Origin of the sequence: Actinomadura keratinilytica (genome assembly GCF_039539665.1) — a bacterium.
GTDB lineage: Bacteria > Actinomycetota > Actinomycetes > Streptosporangiales > Streptosporangiaceae > Spirillospora > Spirillospora keratinilytica.
Map to the genome: position 1 here is coordinate 1 of NZ_BAABDO010000081.1, position 19,261 is coordinate 19,261.

General features: G+C 75.7%; 17 protein-coding genes. 8 read left to right on the forward strand and 9 right to left on the reverse strand.

Annotation, left to right across the window (positions count from 1 at the left end):
* Positions 1-343 precede the first annotated feature (343 nt).
* Positions 344-2,692: a tetratricopeptide repeat protein gene (locus tag ABD879_RS22540; protein ID WP_345023537.1), complete on the forward strand. Its 2,349-nt coding sequence runs from the start codon at positions 344-346 to the stop codon at positions 2,690-2,692.
* A gap of 3 nt (positions 2,693-2,695) precedes the next feature.
* On the opposite strand, the gene ABD879_RS22545 is transcribed toward ABD879_RS22540, so the two are convergent.
* The 6 genes from ABD879_RS22545 to ABD879_RS22570 all read right to left on the reverse strand — a co-directional run bounded on the left by ABD879_RS22545 (position 2,696) and on the right by ABD879_RS22570 (position 7,762).
* Entirely contained in the window at positions 2,696-3,505 is an 810-nt protein-coding gene (locus ABD879_RS22545) for a methyltransferase domain-containing protein (protein WP_345023538.1), read from the reverse strand.
* Positions 3,506-3,588: 83 nt separating this feature from the next.
* A complete protein-coding gene (locus ABD879_RS22550; RefSeq protein WP_345023539.1) occupies positions 3,589-3,828 on the reverse strand; it encodes a hypothetical protein in 240 nt (79 codons plus the stop codon).
* A gap of 187 nt (positions 3,829-4,015) precedes the next feature.
* The gene (locus ABD879_RS22555; RefSeq protein WP_345023540.1) at positions 4,016-4,840 is read right to left on the reverse strand and encodes a maleylpyruvate isomerase family mycothiol-dependent enzyme; all 825 of its coding nucleotides are present in this window, start codon (positions 4,838-4,840) and stop codon (positions 4,016-4,018) included.
* Positions 4,841-4,893: 53 nt separating this feature from the next.
* Positions 4,894-6,918, reverse strand: a complete 2,025-nt coding sequence (locus tag ABD879_RS22560) for an FtsX-like permease family protein (protein ID WP_345023542.1) — start codon at positions 6,916-6,918, stop codon at positions 4,894-4,896.
* Positions 6,918-7,595 (reverse strand): ABC transporter ATP-binding protein, encoded by a 678-nt coding sequence (locus ABD879_RS22565; RefSeq protein WP_345023543.1) that lies wholly within the window; start codon positions 7,593-7,595, stop codon positions 6,918-6,920. The genes ABD879_RS22560 and ABD879_RS22565 overlap by 1 nt, the downstream gene beginning before the upstream one ends.
* Positions 7,592-7,762, reverse strand: coding sequence for a hypothetical protein (locus ABD879_RS22570; RefSeq protein ID WP_345023544.1), 171 nt, complete (start codon positions 7,760-7,762; stop codon positions 7,592-7,594). The genes ABD879_RS22565 and ABD879_RS22570 overlap by 4 nt, the downstream gene beginning before the upstream one ends.
* A 119-nt stretch (positions 7,763-7,881) precedes the next feature.
* On the opposite strand from ABD879_RS22570, the gene ABD879_RS22575 reads away from it, so the two are divergent.
* From ABD879_RS22575 to ABD879_RS22590, 4 genes are all read left to right on the forward strand, one after another.
* The gene (locus tag ABD879_RS22575) at positions 7,882-9,177 is read left to right on the forward strand and encodes a sensor histidine kinase (protein ID WP_345023545.1); all 1,296 of its coding nucleotides are present in this window, start codon (positions 7,882-7,884) and stop codon (positions 9,175-9,177) included.
* Positions 9,174-9,821 (forward strand): response regulator, encoded by a 648-nt coding sequence (locus tag ABD879_RS22580; protein WP_345023546.1) that lies wholly within the window; start codon positions 9,174-9,176, stop codon positions 9,819-9,821. The genes ABD879_RS22575 and ABD879_RS22580 overlap by 4 nt, the downstream gene beginning before the upstream one ends.
* Positions 9,822-10,006: 185 nt before the next feature.
* On the forward strand, positions 10,007-10,294 hold the full coding sequence (locus ABD879_RS22585; protein ID WP_345023547.1) for a hypothetical protein: 288 nt from the start codon (positions 10,007-10,009) through the stop codon (positions 10,292-10,294).
* 97 nt (positions 10,295-10,391) lie between these two features.
* Entirely contained in the window at positions 10,392-11,069 is a 678-nt protein-coding gene (locus ABD879_RS22590; protein ID WP_345023549.1) for a DUF4328 domain-containing protein, read from the forward strand.
* A 25-nt stretch (positions 11,070-11,094) separates the two neighbouring features.
* On the opposite strand, the gene ABD879_RS22595 is transcribed toward ABD879_RS22590, so the two are convergent.
* The 3 genes from ABD879_RS22595 to ABD879_RS22605 form a co-directional block, all read right to left on the reverse strand.
* On the reverse strand, positions 11,095-14,634 hold the full coding sequence (locus tag ABD879_RS22595) for a DNA polymerase III subunit alpha (protein WP_345023551.1): 3,540 nt from the start codon (positions 14,632-14,634) through the stop codon (positions 11,095-11,097).
* Positions 14,635-14,646: 12 nt separating this feature from the next.
* Complete coding sequence (locus ABD879_RS22600; RefSeq protein WP_345023552.1) at positions 14,647-14,922, reverse strand: DUF6504 family protein; 276 nt, start codon at positions 14,920-14,922, stop codon at positions 14,647-14,649.
* A 162-nt stretch (positions 14,923-15,084) separates the two neighbouring features.
* The gene (locus tag ABD879_RS22605; RefSeq protein WP_345023554.1) at positions 15,085-15,375 is read right to left on the reverse strand and encodes a hypothetical protein; all 291 of its coding nucleotides are present in this window, start codon (positions 15,373-15,375) and stop codon (positions 15,085-15,087) included.
* A 290-nt stretch (positions 15,376-15,665) separates the two neighbouring features.
* Here ABD879_RS22605 and ABD879_RS22610 point away from each other — a divergent pair, with 290 nt between their 5' ends.
* The 3 genes from ABD879_RS22610 to ABD879_RS22620 all read left to right on the forward strand — a co-directional run bounded on the left by ABD879_RS22610 (position 15,666) and on the right by ABD879_RS22620 (position 19,252).
* Positions 15,666-16,343, forward strand: a complete 678-nt coding sequence (locus ABD879_RS22610; protein ID WP_345023555.1) for a TetR family transcriptional regulator — start codon at positions 15,666-15,668, stop codon at positions 16,341-16,343.
* An 81-nt stretch (positions 16,344-16,424) separates the two neighbouring features.
* A complete protein-coding gene (locus ABD879_RS22615; RefSeq protein ID WP_345023556.1) occupies positions 16,425-17,387 on the forward strand; it encodes a quinone oxidoreductase family protein in 963 nt (320 codons plus the stop codon).
* 83 nt (positions 17,388-17,470) lie between these two features.
* Positions 17,471-19,252 carry a serine/threonine-protein kinase gene (locus tag ABD879_RS22620; protein ID WP_345023557.1) on the forward strand — a complete coding sequence of 594 codons (1,782 nt, stop codon included), beginning with the start codon at positions 17,471-17,473 and terminating at the stop codon, positions 19,250-19,252.
* Positions 19,253-19,261: the final 9 nt, after the last annotated feature.

Here is a 19,261-nt window from a genome sequence, read left to right on the forward strand (position 1 = left end):
GCACTCGGCGGCCTCCCACCCGCCAGCCGCGTCACCAACCTGTCGGGACAGAACAACTAGCACCGTCGACCAGCACCGCCGCCCAGCACCGTCCACCGGCACCGCCCCGGGCGGCCCCCTGCCGCTCACCCCTCCGTGCGGGCAACGCATCGCCGCCCGCCGGGGCCGAGGCTCGACCGTTCTGCCTTCTTTGTCGCCTTGGCGCGCCGCGGGCGGGCGGACGGTAATCGCCGTTTTCCGAACGGCCGGTTCGGCGGATCACGCCGCAGGCGGCGCAGGCGCGGCGTAGCGTCGATGCGGAGAGCATCTCTCTGGTCACGTAGCGTTCTCCGAAGGAGCTGCCATGGGAACCGGCGGGGACATGTGGAGCGACCCGCTCCAGCAGTACGAGGACGAGCTCGAACTGGCGGGCAGGCTCAGGCGGCGGCTCGACGCGGCCCTGACCGAGTGCCCCGCCTGCTACGCCACGGTGATGGCGATGTTCGACTGGTGGCAGGCGGCGGGCACGTCGGTCCCCGCCGACCGGCTCTATCCGCAGGCGGCGCGGCGGATGGCCGCGCTGCGGCCGCATCCGGCGCTGACCCGCGAGGAGTTCGCCGAGGCGCTGGAGGAGGCGTGCGCCGAACCGGCGCTGCTGGTCCCCGACGGCCCGGGGCGCTACGCGCTGGCCGACCAGGTCGGCCGGGTGCTGCTGCCGGCGCTGCCGACGGCCGACGAGGGCGCCGAGCGGCTGGCGGGGGCGACGCCGCTGGAGGCGGTGGCGATCGGCAAGGCGGCGTGGTTCACCCGGCACGGCGACCCGGAGCTGGCCCGGCGGGCCTGGCGGCAGGCCGCGCACAGCGACGACGCCGACGCGGCGGCCGTGGCCCGCTGGTACCTGGCCGAGGCGGTCCTGGAGGACGGCGACGTGCCGGCGGCGCGCGCCGCGCTGGAGCGGATCCTGCGCGAGGACCACTTCGCGACCGCGCCGCGCGCGATGCTGGCGCTGGCCGACCTGTGCCGCGAGCAGGCCCCCGACCGGGCGCGCGCCCTGCTGGAGAAGGCGGTCGCCGCGGGGCACCGCGAGGTGACCGCGCGGGCCGCGCACAAGCTGGCGGGGCTGCGCGAGCGCCTCGGCGACGAGCCCGGCGTCATCGAGGCCATGCGGATCGCCTTCGAGTGGGGCGACGCGCTGAGCGCGCCCTACGACGGGCTGGCGCTGGCCGCGCTGCTGCGGCGCGCCGGCGAGACCGGCGAGGCGGAACGCGTGCTCAAGCGGATCATCGCCTGGGACTCGCCGTTCCACACCGCGGACGCCGTGGTGGAGCTGTCGGTGCTGTTCGCGCTGCGGGGCGAGCTGGCGGAGTCCGAGCGGCTGCTGACCACGGCGATCGAGCGCGAGTACCTGTTCGCGCCGCGGCTCAAGCTGCAGCTGGCCCGGGTCCGGCTGGCGCGCGGCGACGAGGAGGCGGCGCGGGCGCTGCTGGACGAGGCCAGGCGGCATCCGGTCGGGCTGCAGCCCCAGGACGTGGCGCAGGCGCACGTCCTGGAGGCGCAGTTCGCGATCTCCCGAGGGGACGACGACGAGGCCGCCCAGCTGTTCGCCGAGGTGCTGCGCAGCCCCGACCCGGTGACCCGCCAGTCCGCCCACCTGATCGCCGTCGCGATCGGCGACGGCATGCGGCCGGGCGGGCCGTGGGCGATACCGGGCGTCGAACCGCTCATGCGGCATCTGATGAACGAGGCCGCCAGCCCGACGCGCGAGTGGGCGGCCTACTGCGCCGGGCTGATCGCCGAGCAGGCCGGGGAGGCGGAGGCGGCGGTGTCGGCCTACCTCGGCGCGCTGGTCGGGCGCGCGCCCCGCTACGCCGTGCTGGCGGCGGCCAAGCTCGCGGCGCTCGCCGAGTCCACCACCGAGCTGGAGCGGTACGTGAACGCCTGCGTCGGCGTCTTCGAGGACGAGTCCGCCGCCGAGGTCGCCGAGGAGGGGGTGGCCGAGGCGGTCGTCCCCGCGGCCCGTTTCCTGCGCCGGCTCGGACGCGACGACCTCGTCGAGCGGGTCCGCGACGCGTGCCTCGGCCATGTCCAGCGCGGCGGCCCCCATGCGGCGCGGATCGCCTTCAACCTCGGCGTGCTCGCCGGCGAGGTGTGCGGCGACGGGCCGTCGGCGCTGGCGCTGTGGGAGCTGGCGGCCGAGCTCGGGGACGCGGACGTGGCGTCGCGGGCCTGGTACGAGGCCGGCATCGTCCATTCGCAGCGGTTCTCGGCGGTGTCGGCGGCGCAGGCGTTCCGGCGCGTCATCGATATCGGCCATCCCGAGCACGCGCCGCGCGCGGCGCTGGTGCTCGGCGGGCTGGCCGGGCGGTTCCTCGACATGCGCGCCGCCCTCGACGCCTACGAGGCGGCGCTCGAGGCGGACGACCCGGCGGTGGCGGCGGAGGCGGCGTTCCATCTCGGGTGCCTGGTCCAGCCGCCGGAGGACGCCGAGGACGCGCTGCACCGGGTGATCGCCTCCGACGCCGCGTCGCCGGAGCTGGTCGGGGCCGCGTACGCGCATCTGGGCCGCGTCTACGCCTCGTCCGGCAACCGGCGGCTCGCCCAGCGGTACTGGCGCAAGGGCCGCAACCATCCCGATCCGGCGGTGGCGGCGGCGTTCGCGGCGGCCCGCAAGGCGATCGGCCGCGTCGCGTCGCCGCGCCGCCGCCGGCGGTGACGGTCAGCCGACGCGGCAGACGATCTCGCCGTGGGCGACGGCGAACCAGCCGTCCTCGGCGGCGGCCCACTCCTGCCAGCCCCGGTGGATGCGCCGCAGGTCGTCGCGGGTGGCGTGGCCCCGTGCGACGGCGGTGTCGGCGACCGCCGAGCTCACCATGCGCCCGCCCCACGACTCGCTCCACCACCGGCGCTCCTCGGGGGTGGCGAAGCTCCAGCTGGACGCGGTGGCGGTGATGTCGGTCAGGCCGGCCCGCCGGGCCCAGGACACCAGGCGCCGCCCGGCGTCCGGCTCGCCGCCGTTGCCGCGCGCCACCTGGTAGTAGACGGGCAGCCAGGCGGCCATGCCGGGCGGCTCGGGGTACCAGGCCATGGTGCCGAAGTCGGCGTCGCGGGCGGCGACCACGCCGCCGGGCTGGCACACCCGGCGCATCTCGCGCAGCGCGCGCACCGGGTCGGCGAGGTGCTGCAGCACCTGGTGGGCGTGGACGACGTCGAAGGTGTCGTCGGGGAAGTCGAGCGCGTAGACGTCGCCGGTCACGAAGGCGACGTTGCCGACCCGGCGTTGCGCGGCGAACCGGACGGCCTCCCGCAGCACCTCCTCGGCGGCGTCCAGGCCGGTGACGTGTCCGGGCGCCACCCGTTCGGCCATGCCGACGGTGATGGTGCCGGGACCGCAGCCCACGTCCAGCACGCGGGCTCCGGGACGGAGGTGCTCCACCAGGTAGGCGGCCGAGTTCTCGACGGTGCGCCACCGGTGGGAGCTCAGCACGGTCGGGTGGTGCCCGTGCGTGTAGGCGCCGGATTCGGACATGGGGCCTCCTGCGTCGTCGGAGGCCCCACCCTAGACCGAATGCCCAATTATTGAGAAATGTGTCTTGATATATGAGATGAAGGTCAGGCGGCCACGGACTCCACCAGCGCGTACTCCTCGGGACGGAGCAGGCGGGTGGGGACGAGCACGCGCACGGCGTCGGACCGGTCGGGCATGGGGACGACGACGGGTTCGTCCACCTCGTCGTAGGCGTTGAGGACCTGGCCGGACAGCGTGGTCAGCCAGGGCTCGATCAGGGTTCGTTCGGCGGGGCCGTACAGCCACGGGCGGGTGAGATGGAACGTGCGGGCCGGATCGCTCACTGCCACTTCCCCTTCCTGCTGCCCGGAGGGTCGAGCAAGCCACGCGCCAATGGGCGTCACAGGTGCATACGTACGTCGCAAGCCCAGCGGTTCGACCTGTATTCCCTGCTCACCCGGCGGACACACGTGAAACTACCGGCCGCCTCCGACATTTCGGCGAACGCCTGTTCGAGCCGTGGACGCTCCGTCAGCGGATGATGGACAGGATGCGGCAGGCGGCGGCGCCGAGCCGCGCGTCGCCCTCCATCCGGGCCCGCGCCACGGCCACGTCGGGGTGGACCATCCGCACGCACAGCCGCCAGGCGGTGCCCGGGTCGAGGCGGACGACGGCGGCGGGCGCGGCCGAGGGCGGCGGGGCCAGCGACCAGCCCGCGGCGGTGGCGGTCGCCGTCCACGCGCCCAGTCCGTCGACGTGCATCCGGACCTGCGCGCCCTCGTCGGCCGCGACGTCCCGCAGCGTGTGCGGCAGCGCGCGCATGAAGGTGTCGAGCAGCGGTTCGGGCGGGCGCTCGTCCGCCAGGCCCACCGCCAGCCGGATCTGCTGCCGGTGCGTCCAGTACTCGGTGTAGTCGCGGGCGCAGTCCAGCCACAGCGGGGCCGGGTCCGCACCGGCCCAGGTGACCGGACGGCTCGACCCGTGCGGGTCGGACCGCTGCCACAGGTCGGCGATCTGCCGTCCGGTCATCTCCAGCGTCTCGACGAGGGAGCGGGTGCTGAGCCGGTCGGCGGCGTCCACCCACTGCTGGTTGGCGCGGTGGATGAACGCCTCGAACCGCTCGCCGGGCTCGGGCGCGTCGCGGTGCCCCGGTTCGCCGTCGCGGTCGTGCGCCAGCCGGCCGTAGTCGTCGCCGAGCAGGTGCGCGGCGACGTCCTTGACCGTCCAGCCGGGCACGGCCTCCCGCGCCCAGTCGGCCGGCTCCAGATCCCGCAGCAGGGTCAGCAGGGCACGCCGTTCGGGCGCGAACAGGTGCCGTGCGTCGATGGGCGGTCCCAGCCAGGAGAAGTCGGTCACGCCTCCGAGTCTTGCGGGTGCGGCCCCGGCGGTGCACGCGCATCGCGGTCGTGTCAGTCCGGGCGGGGCGCCGGGTCGGCGGTGACCGAGCGCAGCAGCGGACGGCTCAGCGCGCTCGCCCCGAAGATCCCGGCGAAGCCGAGCGCCGCGAACGCCAGCAGCGTCAGCAGGCCGGCGGTCCCGACGCCCATCGCGAACGGCAGCGCGAAGAACATGCCGGTCAGCAGGGAGCCGCCGCCCATGACGACGAGCGGGATGAGCGTCTCCTGGCGGCGCGCCCGGTCCAGCACCCGCAGCGGGGTGCCCGCCAGGCGCAGCATCGCGTAGGTCTGGCGGCGGTCCAGCACGGCGGACGCCCCGGTGATCCCGGCGCTGGTCATCGCGACGAGGAACGACACCGTCAGCACGGCCAGCGCGCCGGTGCGCAGGTCGGCCAGCAGCCGGCGGGCGGTCGGGTCGTCGGCCGGGGTGGTGGCGTGCTGTCCGGGCACGACGCCGGTCAGCGCGGTGCGGGCGCGGTCGACGGCGGCCGCGCCGCCGGGCACCTCGGCGGCCACGACGTCGTCGCGTGCCGGCCCGTCGCCGCCATTCGGCCCGCCGTCGGTCCCGCCGTCGGACGTCTCGGCGTGCCGCACGGTGACCTGCGCCGACATGCCGGCCAGCCGCTCGCGCACCCGCGCGGCCACGGCCGCCGACCGGTCCGGCGGGACGGCCAGTTCGAGCCGGTCCGGCGGCCCGCCGTCCAGGGCGGCGGGCGACGGGTTGAGCAGGCACAGGAAGCCCGCGACGAAACCGGTCAGCGCGACCCCGGCGACGGTGCGCCAGGCGGCGCGGGGATCGTCGAGCAGGCGCCGGCCCGCCAGCAGCCGGGCCGGCCGCCGGGCGGTCGCGACGGTGAGGCGGCCGATCAGCGCCACCACCCACGGCCCCACCAGGTTGATCGCCAGGAACGCCAGGGCCACGAACACCAGCAGCACGACCAGCCCGGCGCGGCCCATGCCGGCGAGGCCTCCGCCCACCGCGCCGAACCCGGCGAGCACGACGACGAGCAGCAGTCCGCGCACCGCCCGCAGCGCCGGCGGGGTCTCCCGCCGGGCGACGCCGAGCGGGCTGACCACCACCCGGCGCAGCCCCACGACGGCGCTGATCCCGACGAGCACGGGCACCGCTCCCAGGACCCCGGCCAGCCACAACGCGTCCGGCCACAGGTCGCCGGCGAACCAGCCCCCGCCGCCGACCGCGATCCGGGCCAGCACCGGAACGGACGCGGCGTACAGCAGGGCCCCGGCGACGGCCCCGGCCACCGCCGTCAGCACCGCCTCGGCGACGGTGACCGCGACGACCTGCCCGGGGGTGGCGCCGACCAGGCGCAGCGCGGCCAGCCGCCGGTCGCGGCGCGCGACGGTGAGCCGGGCGGCGGCGCCGCCGAACACCAGCAGCGGCACGACCATCAGCACCGACGCGACGGCGGCGAGCATCTGGTACACCTGCGGCACCGGTGACACCGCCCCGGTGGCGTAGTGGTCGATGCGCTGCGGCGACGCGGCGGTCTCCCTGCCGGACCGGTCGTCGCGGCCGGCGGTCATCACGGGGTCGCCGGGAGCCCGTCCGACCACGGCCACCAGTTCGCCGGGGTGGACGAGCGCGTCCCGGCCGAGGACGCCGGCCGGCGTCCGGCTCGGGAACCGGGCGGCGAGCTGGTCGGGCGGCAGCCGTCGCATCAGGTCGGCCAGCGCCGGGGACGCCCACACCTCGCCGGGCCGCGGGAAGCGCCGCATGCCGGGCGGCACGGGCGCGCGTCCGTCCACCGCGGCCAGGTCGACGACGGTGACGGGCCGGCCGCGGACGTAATCGGTGGACAGCGCCTGCACGGCCGTCGCCGTCCCCGCGGACATCCCGGCGGGGTGCCGCCAGGCATCGGCGTCGGCGCGTCGCGCGAAGCCGTGGTTGACACCGACGGCGAGCAGCAGCAGCCCGGTCGACACGGCCACGGCGGCGAAGGTGAGCAGCGCGCCGAGCATGCCCCGGCGGCCGCCGCCGCGCAGCAGCCGCCAGGCCAGTCCCAGGGTCGCCGGCATCACACCGCTCCGGCGGTCGGCAGGCGGCCGTCCCGGACCTCCACGGTGCGGTCGCACCAGCGCGCCACGTTCGGATCGTGGGTGACCAGGACGAGCGAGGCGCCGTTGCCCCGGGTGGCCTCGACCAGCAGCCGCATCGTCTCGTGCCCGGTGCGCTGGTCGAGCGCCCCGGTCGGCTCGTCGGCGAACACCACGGCGGGACGCGTCACCAGGGCGCGGGCGATCGCCACCCGCTGCGCCTGCCCGCCGGACAGCTCGCCCGGGCGGCGGTCCTCCATCCCGGCCAGGCCGAGCGGGCCGAACCAGGCGCGGGACGCGGCCACCGCCTCCCGCCGGGGCGTGCCGCCGAGCATGAGCGGCAGCGCGACGTTCTCCACCGCGGGCAGCTCCGGCAGCAGCTGCCCGAACTGGAACACGAACCCGAAGCGGGTGCGGCGCAGCTCGCTGCGGCGCCGCTCGCCGAGCGTGTCCACGCGCTGCCCGAGCAGCAGCACCCGCCCCGCGTCCGGCTTCATGATCCCGGCCAGGCAGTGCAGGAGGGTGGACTTGCCCGAGCCGCTCGGCCCCATGACCGCCACCGTTTCGGCCCGGCCGACCGCCAGGCCGGCGCCGTCCAGCGCGACCGTGGGGCCGAAGCGCTTGACCAGGCCCTCCCCGACGAGAACCGGTTCGGTCACGCCGCGGCCCTCCCGCGCCGGGCGGCGGCACGGTCCTGCGGGCGGGTCCGGCGGCGGTGGCGGACCGAGTCGGCGATCTCGCGGGCGGGCATGACGATGCCGCCGTAGACGACGAACACCGCGAACGACGCCGCCGCCGGCAGGTAGATCCAGGTCATCGCGTCCATGCCACCAGCCTGCGGGCAGGGGGCCGCCCTCCGCATCGGACCGTGGTCCGGTCCTTGCCGTGCGGTATCGGCCGAATGGTCGATCCGCCCGTACCGCCGAGGTCGTAGCCTGCGTTTTCATGAGGGAACCGGGTGCGGTGCTGGAGCGTGTGCACTGGGTCGGGGGCTGCCTGGTGCGCGTCATGGCCGCGGGCATGGGCGGGTTCTTCCTGCTGATCTGCCTGCTCCACATCCGCCCGCACTACGCCCTGATCGACCTGTGGACGATCGGCGTCGCCGCCGTCGTCATGGTCGCGACGCTGCCCGCCCGGTTCACTGCCGGCTGGACGGTGCTCGCGGTGAGCCTGTCGGCGGCGACCACCGCGCTGCTGGCCCTCCACCCCGAGGGCGTCCGCCAGCCGAGCGTGCTGGTGGAGGCCACCGCGCTGCTGGTGCTCACGGTGCGGGTGGTGTGGCGCACCGGGCGCGACCGGGTCGTCCCGGCGACCGCGCTGGTGGCCGGGACGGCCATCGCCCGGGTGTCGGTGCTGGCACTGGCGTCGGTGGCCCCGCCGCTCGCCCTGCTGGTGGTGGCCGCGCCGATGGCCGTGCTGGTGGCCGTCGCCATCGGCATCGGGCTGTACCTGCGGGCGCTGGACGCCCGGCGGGCCCGGGCGGTGCTGGAGGCGCGCCGCGACGAACGCCTCGAACTCGCCCGCGACCTGCACGACTTCGTCGCCCACCACATCACCGGGATCGTCGTGCAGGCGCAGGCCGCCCGGTTCGCGGCGCAGTCGGGGGCGGCGCAGACCCCCGAGCAGCTCGACGCCACCTTCGCCGGGATCGAGAAGGCCGGCACCGAGGCGCTGACGTCGATGCGCCGCATGGTGAGCCTGCTGCGGGACGCCCAGCACACCGACCGCGCGGCGCAGGACGCGGGTGCGGACCGGGCGGCGGCGGGCGCGGACGGCCCGGCCGGGCGGGACCGGGGGGCCGCCGGACGGCCGGGGCGCGGCGGCTCGGCCACCCGCCCCATCGCGGACCTGAGCCAGGTGGAGGAGCTGGTCGCGGGGTTCACCGACCTGCCCGTCACGCTCACCGTCGACCCCGGCCTGGGCGACCTGCCGCCCGAGATCGCCACGTCGGTGCACCGCATCGTCCAGGAGGCGCTGACCAACACCCGCAAGCACGCGGCGGACGCGACGCGGGTCCGGGTCGAGGTCGTCCGGGTGCCGGACGGCATCGAGGTCGGCGTGCGCGACAACGGCCAGGGGCGCGGGCGGCGGCTGCCGTCGAGCGGTTTCGGGCTGGTCGGGCTGGCCGAACGCGTCGAGGCGCTGGGCGGCCGGATGCGCGCGGGGCGCCGCCCCGAGGGCGGCTGGGAACTGGTGGCGGTCCTTCCGTACGCCCGAGTGCTGCGAGAATCGAACGCGTGACCATCCGCGTACTGATCGCCGACGACCAGGAGATGGTCCGGACCGGATTCCGGATGATCATCGATTCGCAGCCCGACATGCGGGTGGTGGGCGAGGCGGCCGACGGCGCGGCGGCCGTGGCGCAGGCCCGGCGGCTGCGGCCGGACGTGTGCCTGTTCGACATCCGGATGCCCCGGCTGGACGGGCTGGCGGCGACCCGCCTGCTGGCCGGGCCGGACGTCGCCGACCCGCTGCGCGTGGTGATCGTCACCACGTTCGACATGGACGAGTACGTCTACGGGGCGCTGCGCGGCGGCGCGGTCGGGTTCCTGCTGAAGGACAGCGGCCCCGCGCTGCTGGTGGAGGCCGTGCGGGCCGCCGCCAACGGGGAGGCGCTGGTGTCGCCGTCGGTGACCGTGCGGCTGCTGGAGCACCTGGCCGTCCCGCCCGCCGAGCCGCGTCGAATCCGCGAGGGCCTCACCGACCGCGAGCTGGACGTCGTCCGCCTGGTGGCGCGCGGCCGCACCAACGACGAGATCGCCCGGGAGCTTTTCGTGTCGCTGTCGACGGTGAAGACGCACCTGAGCAGCGTCCAGCGCAAGCTGAACGCGCGGAACCGCACCGAGATCGCCGTCTGGGCCTGGGAGTCCGGCCTGATGCGCTGAGGGCCGCACGGCGGCACGGCAGGACGGCACACGCACCGCACAAGGACCGCACACGCACCGCACACGCACCGCACACGCACCGCACACGACGGCTGAGGAAGGGAACGGCGCTGGGACCGGAGTCGCTGAACGGCATACCGGACGTCGTCCTGGCGCTGTGGCTGGCCACCGCCGCCGGGTGGGCGGTGATCGCGGTGGGACTGCGCCGCGGCCTGGCGGGCACGGCCCGCCGCGCCGCGCTGCTGGCGCACGGCCTGACCCTGCCGGGCCTGGTGCTGGGGGCGTCGCTGGCGGGCTTCGGCGCCCTGCACGTCACCATCGCGGCCGCCGCGCAGTGGTGGGCCCTGGCCGCGGTGACCGGGCTGCGGCCCGAGCGGCTCACCCAGCGGGGCGCCCTGCCCCGCCTGGCCGCCTGGCTCGCGCTCACCCTGGTCGCCGCGCTCGCCGGGACGGCGCTGGTCCTGCCGCCGTGACCGGACGGACCCCGGTTCGGCGAACCTCCGCCGGGCGGCGTCTGTCAAACCTCCGTAGGATCCGACCAGGAGAGCGCAAAATCCACGGAGGTGGATCATGCCGTGTGCGCTGTGCGGCGACATCATCCCGACGGAGGTCCCCCGGTGCCCGGCCTGCGGCGCCTGGGCCCGGCGCCGCGACTTCCGTGCGATCGGGATGGCCGTGTTCATGCTGCTCGGCTTCAACGCGTTCGTCGCTCTCGGCTGCGGGCTGAGCCTGGTGCGGCTGGCGGACCCGCTGCGGACCGCCACGCACGACACCTACGACCCCGCCGCCACCGCGCGGGCCCTGGCGCCCTACACCGACGTGTTCCTGGTGTGCGCCGTCCTGGCCGGGATCACCGGTCTGCTGTATCTGGCCTGGCTGTGGCGGGCGCGCCGGCAGGCGGCGGGCCCGCACCGGTACCGGCGCGCCTGGGTGCTGCTCGGCTGGGTCACCCCCGTGGTCAACCTGTGGCTGCCGCCGCGGGTCGTGTACGACGTGTGGACGGGCAGCCGCCGCATGCGGCCCGCCGAACGGCACTCCGCCGCCCTGGTGGTGGCGGCCTGGTGGGCGTCGGTGCTGTCCGGCGTGGGGCTGGCCCGCGTCTTCTCCGGCGGCAGCGTCCACACGCTGGCCGACGCGCGTTTCTACGTGCACGTCGGCGTCGCCGCGGCCGCCTGCCAGGCCCTCGCCGCCGCACTGTGCATGGCCACCGTCTTCCACATCACCCGGCTGCAGCTGGAGGCCGCCTGAGCACGGCCTCTGGTCGGGCCCCTGATCACAGGGTGGGGCCGGAGCTGCCGCCGCTGGCGTGCCAGAGGCGGGCGGGGGGACGTCTGACGTCGCCGCCCGCGTGGCCGATGTCGGCGTAGGGGGACAGGGCGAAGCCGTTGGCGTAGACGATGCGGCGGCCGACCTGGCGGGAGGAGGCGACGTTCCGCCCCTCGCGGGCCATGGCCTCGCGGACGGCGGCGGGTCCGCCGCGCTGCCACGCCTCGTACAGGCCGACCAGGTCCCAGCACGCGTAGGCGGTCAGCGACGCCGGCCGCCGCCCGGCCGGGGCGCGGCGGACGCGGCCGCGCGCCACCAGCAGCCACGAGCTGAACAGGATCGCGGCGCAGCGGTCCTGCACGGACTCGAAGAAGGTGAGGTCGACCGGGCCGGTGGCGTCGTCGAGGGTGGCGAAGATGATGCGCTGGCCGGACCGCACCGCGGGCGTCTGCGTGGCCACCTTGACCCCGGCGACCAGCACGTCGTCGCCGTCCGGGCGGGCGGCCAGCGCGCGGGAGCGGACGACGCCCAGCCCGTGCAGCATCTCGTCGTAGAAGCTCAGCACGTGCCGGCTCACGTCCATGCCGAGGATGTCCAGCTCGGCCTCGACCACCTCGGCGGGCGTCATGTCCGGCAGCTGCCCCACCGGGATGTGCTCGACGACGCCGAGGCCGCCCTCGGCCCGGTCGCCGCCGAGCGGCAGCTGCCCCTCGATCAGCCCGTCGGGGGGACGCGACGTCGCCCGGTCCAGCGCCCCGACGCGGCACAGCAGGTCGCGCCGGTTCAACGCGGCGCGGCGCCCCGCCGGGGCGGGTGCGCCCAGCGCGCGGTCACCAGCCGGAGCGGCCGGCGCGCTCCCGGCGCCGACGGCCGCGGGCGCGGGGGCTTGGGCGGCGGCCGGGCGCAGGTCGTAGAGGGCGTCGAAGGCCCCGGCGAGGACGAGCCGCTCGGCGGTGGGGCGGGACACCCGGGCGCGGTGCCAGAAGTCGCCGAGGGAGTCGTAGGGGCGGTGTTCGACGATGCGCGACACCTCGGCCGCGCTGATCCCGCGGACCTCGCTCAGCGGGACGCGGATCCCGTGGCCGCCGGGCCCGCCGTCCCGGGAGGCCGGTTCGACGCGCCATTCGGCGGCCGAGCGGTTGACGTCCAGCGGCAGGATCGGGACGCCGAAGTGGCGGGCGTCGTCGAGGATGGCGCGCTTGGGGTACATGCCGGGGTCGTGGGTGAGCACCCCGGCGTAGAACGCGGCCGTGTGGTGGCGTTTCAGCCAGGCCGACTGGTAGGTGGGCAGGGCGAACGAGGCGGCGTGCGCCTTGCAGAACCCGAACGCGCCGAAGGCGGTCAGCGTCCGCCAGACCCGTTCGACGACCTCCTCGTCGTAGCCGCGGGCCAGGGCCGCCGCGCGGAACCACGCCGCCGCCTCGCGCTGCCCCTCCTCGTCGCCGAGCGCGCGGCGCACCCGCTCGGCCTCCGACAGGCCGCACCCGGTCATGACGTCCAGCACGCGCAGCACCTGCTCGTGGAACACCACCACGCCCTGGCTCTCGCCCAGCGCGCCGGCCAGGTCGGGGTGCGGGTAGGACGGGGCGCGGCGGCCGTGCCGGGCCTCCAGGAACGGCGTGACCATGTCGGAGTTGACCGGTCCGGGCCGGAACAGCGAGATGTCGACGACCAGGTCGTCCAGGTTCCGCGGCTGCAGCTTGCCGAGCAGCTCGCGCTGGCCGGGCGACTCGATCTGGAAGCAGCCGAGCGTGCGGGAGGAGCGGATCAGCTCGTAGGTGGCGGGGTCGTCGCGCGGCACGGCCTCCAGGTCGATCCGGGTGCCCTCGACGCGGGCGATCTCGGCGACCGCATGCGCCATCGCCGACTGCATCCGCACCCCGATGACGTCGAGCTTGAGCATCCCCATCGCCTCGACGTCGTCCTTGTCGAACTGGCTCATGGGGAAGCCGAGCATGCTGGTCTCGACCGGGCTGCGGTCGCGCAGCGTGCCGCCCGACAGCAGGACGCCGCAGGGGTGCATGGCGATGTGGCGGGGCAGCCCGTCGAGCCGTTCGGCGATCCGGAACAGCACCTCCAGGCGGCCCTGGGACAGGTTGCTCTGCCGCAGTTCGGGCAGGTCGTGCAGGGCGGCGTGGATCTGGCGGGCGCGGATGTGCGGGAACGCCTTGGCGATGGCGTCGATCTCCTGCGGGGGCAGGCCGATCGCGTTGCCCACGTCGCGGATGGCGCTGCGGGCCCGGTAGGTCTCCATCATCGACACGCACGCGGTGTTGTCGCGGCCGAACCGGTCGAACAGCGCCTCGTAGGCCTCCAGGCGGCGCGCCGACTCCACGTCCAGGTCGATGTCGGGCAGGCCGGGGCGGCTGTCGGCCAGGAACCGCTCCATCAGCAGGTCGTGCCGCAGCGGGTCCAGGTCGCCGATGCCCAGCAGGTAGTTGACCAGGCTGCCGGCGCCCGAGCCGCGGATGGCGCAGCGGATGCCGCGGCCGCGGATGAGGGCGGCGGCGTCGGCGACGGTGAGGAAGTAGGCGGCCAGGCCCTTGCGGGCGATGACGCCCAGCTCGGCGGCGAGCCGGTCGGCGGCCCGTGTGGAGCGTTCCAGACCGCGGCGGGCCAGCCCCTCCCGGCAGCGGGCGGCCAGCAGCGCGTGCGCGTCGCCGGCGACGTCGGGCAGGTGCAGGGCGCCCATGCCGAGATCGGCGGGCGAGTCCAGGGCGCAGCGGTCGCCGAGCCGCAGCGTGGCGGCCATCAGCTCGTCGGCGGCGTCCGCGCCGCAGGCCAGTTCGGCGACGCGCCGCATCAGCGGGATCGGTTTGAGATAGGCCTGGCCGGTGGTGTCGTCGAGGTGGCGGCGGTGCAGCGGGGCCAGCCGCCGCGCCGCGTCCAGCACCTGCGCGACGGGGTGGTCGGCCTTGTCCAGGTAGCGGACGGCGTTGCCGAGCACCGCCGGGACCCCGGCCTCCCGGGCCAGCGCGAGCATCCGGGCGGCGCGGAACCCGTCGCCGGGCCCCTGGTGGTCGACGATCTCCAGGACCGTCTCGGCGGTGGCGCGCCAGGCCGCCAGCCGGGCCGCGGCCAGGTCGCGGTCGCGTTCGGCGACGGCGCGTCCCACGTCGGAGGCGGGGCCGAGCAGCACGACCAGCCCGCCCGCGTGCTCGCCGACCAGCTCGCGGGTGGCGACCGGCCGGGTGCGCTCGCCGCGGGCGTGGGCGGCGCTGACCAGGCGGCACAGCGACGCCCAGCCGCGGGGCCCGTCGGCCAGCACGACGATCCGGTGCGCGGCCTCGGCGGACGGGCGGGAGCGGCGCGCGGGGCGGGCGCCGGACGCGTGCTCCTCCGGGGCGGGGACGGCGAGGTCGACGCCGAGCACCGGTCTGATGCCCGCGTCCCGGCAGGCCAGGACGTGCTTGACCGCGCCGTACAGGCCGTCGCGGTCGGTCAGGGCCAGGGTCCGCATGCCCAGGTCGGCCGCGCGCGCCGCCAGCGCCCGCGGCGGGGCCGTCCCGTACCGGAGGGAGTAGGCGGAGGCGACATGCAGGTGCACGGCGCGCCGCCCTCAGTCCCACACCCGGGACAGCATCCAGTCGCCGGACGCCGCGTCGTAGCGCAGCTCGTACACGCCGATCTCCCGGTCCGGGGTCGCCTCGACCCGCCAGAACTCCCGTTCGCCGGTCACCTCCGCCTCCGGCTGCCGCTCGCGCCACCAGTCCCGCGTCGTGACCCAGTGCTCCAGGATCCGGCGTACGGTGTAGAGCCGTCCCCGCCAGACGAACCGGGCCGGGCGCCCGTCGGACACCCACACCTCGACCGGGTCGCCGAATACGCGTGTCATTCCCCTCCCCCGCCTGCAGAAAAGCGATGACCGCACGGGGGAAGGCATGCGGCGAGTTCGAACAACTGTTCGTGCCAAGTCTAGGGAGGCGGGGGACCGCCCGGCAAGGCGAAAGCGGGCGGCCGACATCCGGCCGCCCGCGGGAAAGCGCAGGTCAGAGCGTCAGGCCAGCAGCCGCACCAGCCGGTCGGCGACCGCGGCGACCTGGGTCACCGGGGCGATGCCGCCGCCCGCCCACAGGTAGGACCACCCGTCTCCGGCGGGCGTGGCCACGACCATGGCGCGCCGCCGGGACACCGTACTCAGTACGCACAGCACCGACTCCTCGGGACCGGCCAGCCGCCAGCGCAGCCCGCGCGCCTCGACCTCGTACGCCAGTGCCGCGAGATGATGCCGCCGCACCTCGGCGATCTTCTGCGCGTCGACAACGGACACCGCGATCAGCCGCCTCACCGTAGAAGTGACCGCCGTCCGGCGACACCGGGCGTCCGGACGGCGACCTTCGGTAACTACTCCCAGGATGTCCGGCGACGAAAGATCGGCACCGGAGAACCGGGAACTCGGGTCGACTTCTTCCTCCCCCGCCCCGGCACCGAGGGTACGGAACAGAGAGCCACTTAACCCTTACGTTCCGTGACGACGTCCGGCCGTTTCCCGCCGCGCCCCGCCCGGCGGCCCGCCGCGGAGGCGGCCCGTGATAGACCGCTGCCAACACCGCAGAACGGTCCCGAAGGAGCCCGCCGATGACCGCAGCCGACCCCGCCGGCGGCGACGGCACAGGCAGCGCGCGGCGCCCGGACGCCCCGGCGCGCGCGGGGTTGCGCGAGCGCAAGAAGCAGCGCACGCGCATGGCCCTGATCGACGCCGCGCTCGACCTGTTCCTCGCCCAGGGGTACGAGCAGACGACCATCGACGAGATCGCGGCGGCGGTGCAGGTGTCGCAGCGCACGTTCTTCCGCTACTTCGCCGCCAAGGAGGACGTGCTGTTCGGCTATATGAGCGAGTTCGACCACCTCCTGCTGGCGGAGCTGGCGGCCCGTCCCGCCCGCGAGCGGCCGTTCACCGCGCTGTTCGAGGCGCTGCGCGGCCTGCTGCGCGCCATCGCCGAGGGCGATCCCGCCGACGCCGGGCGGTTCCGCCGGGTCCTGCGGGTCGTGGAGGGGACCCCCGCGCTGGCCGCGGGGCAGATGGCGCGGTTCGCCGCGACCGAGGAGACCCTCGCCGCCGCGATCGCCCGCCGCCAGGGCGTGGACCCGGCCCGCGACATCCGCCCCCGCCTGCTGGTCGCCTTCTTCGCCGGGGCGACGCGCGTGGCCTTCGAAGAGTGCGCCCGGCAGGACGTGTGGGACCCGGCCGCCCTCGCGGCGCGGGTGGACGAGATCATCTCAGTCGCGCACGACGACCTGCCCGGGTGGATCTGAGCACGCCGCACCGGTGCGGGATGATCGTCATGCCCCGGCGCGTTGGGGACGCACACCGATGACCGGAGAGGACACCACGACATGCGCGCGATCGTCGTCGGCCGCCACGGCGGCCCGGAGGTGCTGGAGCCCGTCGAGCGCGAGGACCCCGTGCCCGGCCCCGGCGAGGTGCTGATCGACCTGGCCGCCAGCGGCGTCAACTACATCGACGTGTACTTCCGGACGGGCGCCTACAAGCAGGCGCCCCCGTTCGCGCCGGGCATGGAGGGCGCGGGCACGGTCGCCGCGGTCGGCGAGGGGGTGACCGGCGTCGCGCCCGGCGACCGCGTGGCCTGGCAGGGCGTGCTCGGCTCCTATGCCCAGCGCGCCGTGGTCCCCGCCGACCGGACCGTCCCGGTGCCCGACGGGCTGAGCCTGGAGGACGCGGCGGCGTCCCTGCTGCAGGGCATGACGGCGCACTACCTGACGCACTCCACCTACGCGGTGGGGCCGGGCGACACGGTGCTGGTGCACGCGGCCGCGGGCGGCATGGGGCTGCTGCTGACGCAGATCGCCAAGCTGCGCGGCGCCCGCGTGATCGGCACGGTGTCGACGCCGGAGAAGGAGCGGCTGGCGCGCGAGGCCGGCGCCGACGAGGTCGTCGGCTACGACGGCTTCGCGGCCGAGGTGCGGCGGCTGACCGGCGGGGAGGGCGTCGCCGCGGTGTACGACGGTGTGGGCGCCGCCACGTTCGACGGCAGCCTGGAGAGCCTGCGTCCGCGCGGGACGCTGGCGCTGTACGGGGCGGCCAGCGGCCAGGTCCCGCCGTTCGACCCGCAGCGCCTCAACGCCGCCGGCTCGCTGTTCCTGACCCGGCCGACCCTGGCGCACTACACCCTCACCCGGGACGAGCTGCTGGAACGCGCCGCGGCCGTGTACGGCTGGATCGCCAGGGGCGAGCTGCGCCTGCACATCGGAGGGCGTTATGAGCTTGCCGACGCCCGCCGCGCCCACGAGGATTTGGAGGGCCGTCGCACCACGGGCAAGCTTTTGCTGCTGCCGTGAACGGAGCGTCAGTGCGCCCGCATCGCGAGTGAGGCCCCACTAGGGTGGGATTCCACCAGTTCATGTCGACCCCCAGGACAATGATGACCACGCACGCGGGAGAGAACGCCGATCCCCTGCAGCCCGAGGACCCTCGGGAGCTCGGACCGTACCGGCTGCTCGCCCGGCTCGGCCGGGGCGGTATGGGAACCGTCTTCCTCGGCGAGGACCCTTCGGCGTCCGGCCCCGGCCGCCAAGTCGCAGTCAAGGTGATCAACCGCGAGCTCGCCAGCGAGCCGGCGTTCCGCGAGCGGTTCCGGCGCGAGGTGACCGCGGCCCGCCAGGTGCGCCGGTTCTGCACCGCGCCGGTGCTGGACGCCGAGCTGGACCGCGAACCGCTGTACGTCGTCACCGAGTACATCGACGGCCCCAGCCTGGAGCACGCGGTGGCCGAGCGCGGGCCGCTGCCCGGCTCCGACCTGGAGGGCCTGGCGGTCGGTGTGGCGACCGCGCTGGCCGCCATCCACGGCGCGGGCATCGTGCACCGCGACCTCAAGCCGGCCAACGTGCTGCTGTCGGCGACCGGCCCGCGGGTGATCGACTTCGGCATCGCCCGCGCCCTGGACGCGGCCGACGGCCCGACCCGCACCGGGCAGTTCGTCGGCACGCCCAACTACCTGGCGCCCGAGCTGCTGCGCGGCGAGCCGGTCACGGCCGCCTCGGACGTGTTCTCCTGGGGCTGCGTGGTGGCGTTCGCGGGCACCGGACGCGCCCCGTTCGCGGGCAACACCGTCCCGGAGATCTTCTACCGGGTCGCGCACGAGGAGCCGCGGCTGGACGGGCTCGACCCGGCGCTGCGCGAGCTGGTGGCCGCCGCCCTGGACAAGGACCCGGCCAAGCGGCCGTCGGTCGGGGACCTGCTCGGCCGCCTGGTCGGCCACTCCCGGCCCGATCCGGCGCGGCTGGCCGAGACCGTCCAGGCGAGCTGGCACGCCGGGTTCGGCGGGGATGCCGCGACGGCGCCGCCGCCCCGGTCCGGCGACGAGGACACCCGCGAGGACGCCCCGCCCGCGCCGCCCCCGCCCGGGCAGCCGGCGCGGCCGGTGTCGGCGCAGCCCCTGTCCGTGCCGCCCCCGCCGCCGAGCGCGCCGCCCGCCGCCACGGGGGGCACCCGCCTGCTCGAGCGCCGCCCGTCCCGCCGCACGTCGCTCATCGGCGGCGGCGTGGTCGGCGCGGTGCTGGTGGTCGTCCTGCTCGTCTCCGTCTTCGGCGGCGACTCCCCGCCCGACAACACCGCGCCCGTCTTCAGCGACGACTTCAGCAACACCCAGTCCGGTTGGGCGGGCGGCACCTACGTCAGCGGCGAGGGCTACCTGAACAGCCAGTACCGCATGGACACCGACGACTGGAAGAAGAAGCGGGCGCCCAAGGAGAAGGACGTGCCGGGGCGGCTGCTGGTCGGCGTCACCTCGACGTCCGTGGAGGCGCAGCCGGACGCCGAGCTCGGCCTCTACTGCCGCGACGCCGGCAACGACACCAACAAGGACACCGGCTACTGGTTCCTGGTGCGCGCCGACGGCAAGGGCGCCCTGATGCGCAAGGTGTCCCCCGACCAGGGCAGCAAGCAGCTCACCGAGAAGGACTCGGCGGCCGGTTGGAAGCCCGGCGAGCGCAACCGGCTGCAGATCGCCTGCGAGGAGCAGGACGAGGGCAAGAAGGTCCACCTGCGGCTGTGGATCAACGGGAAGCCGGCGCTGGAGTACACCGACGACGCCGCGCCGCTGCCCAACGGCGTCGCGGGGCTGGTCATCCGGCGCGGCGGCAACGCGGCCCAGAAGATCACCACCGACTGGGACGACTTCGAGATGGACGAGATCCGCGACTAGCGGCGCGCC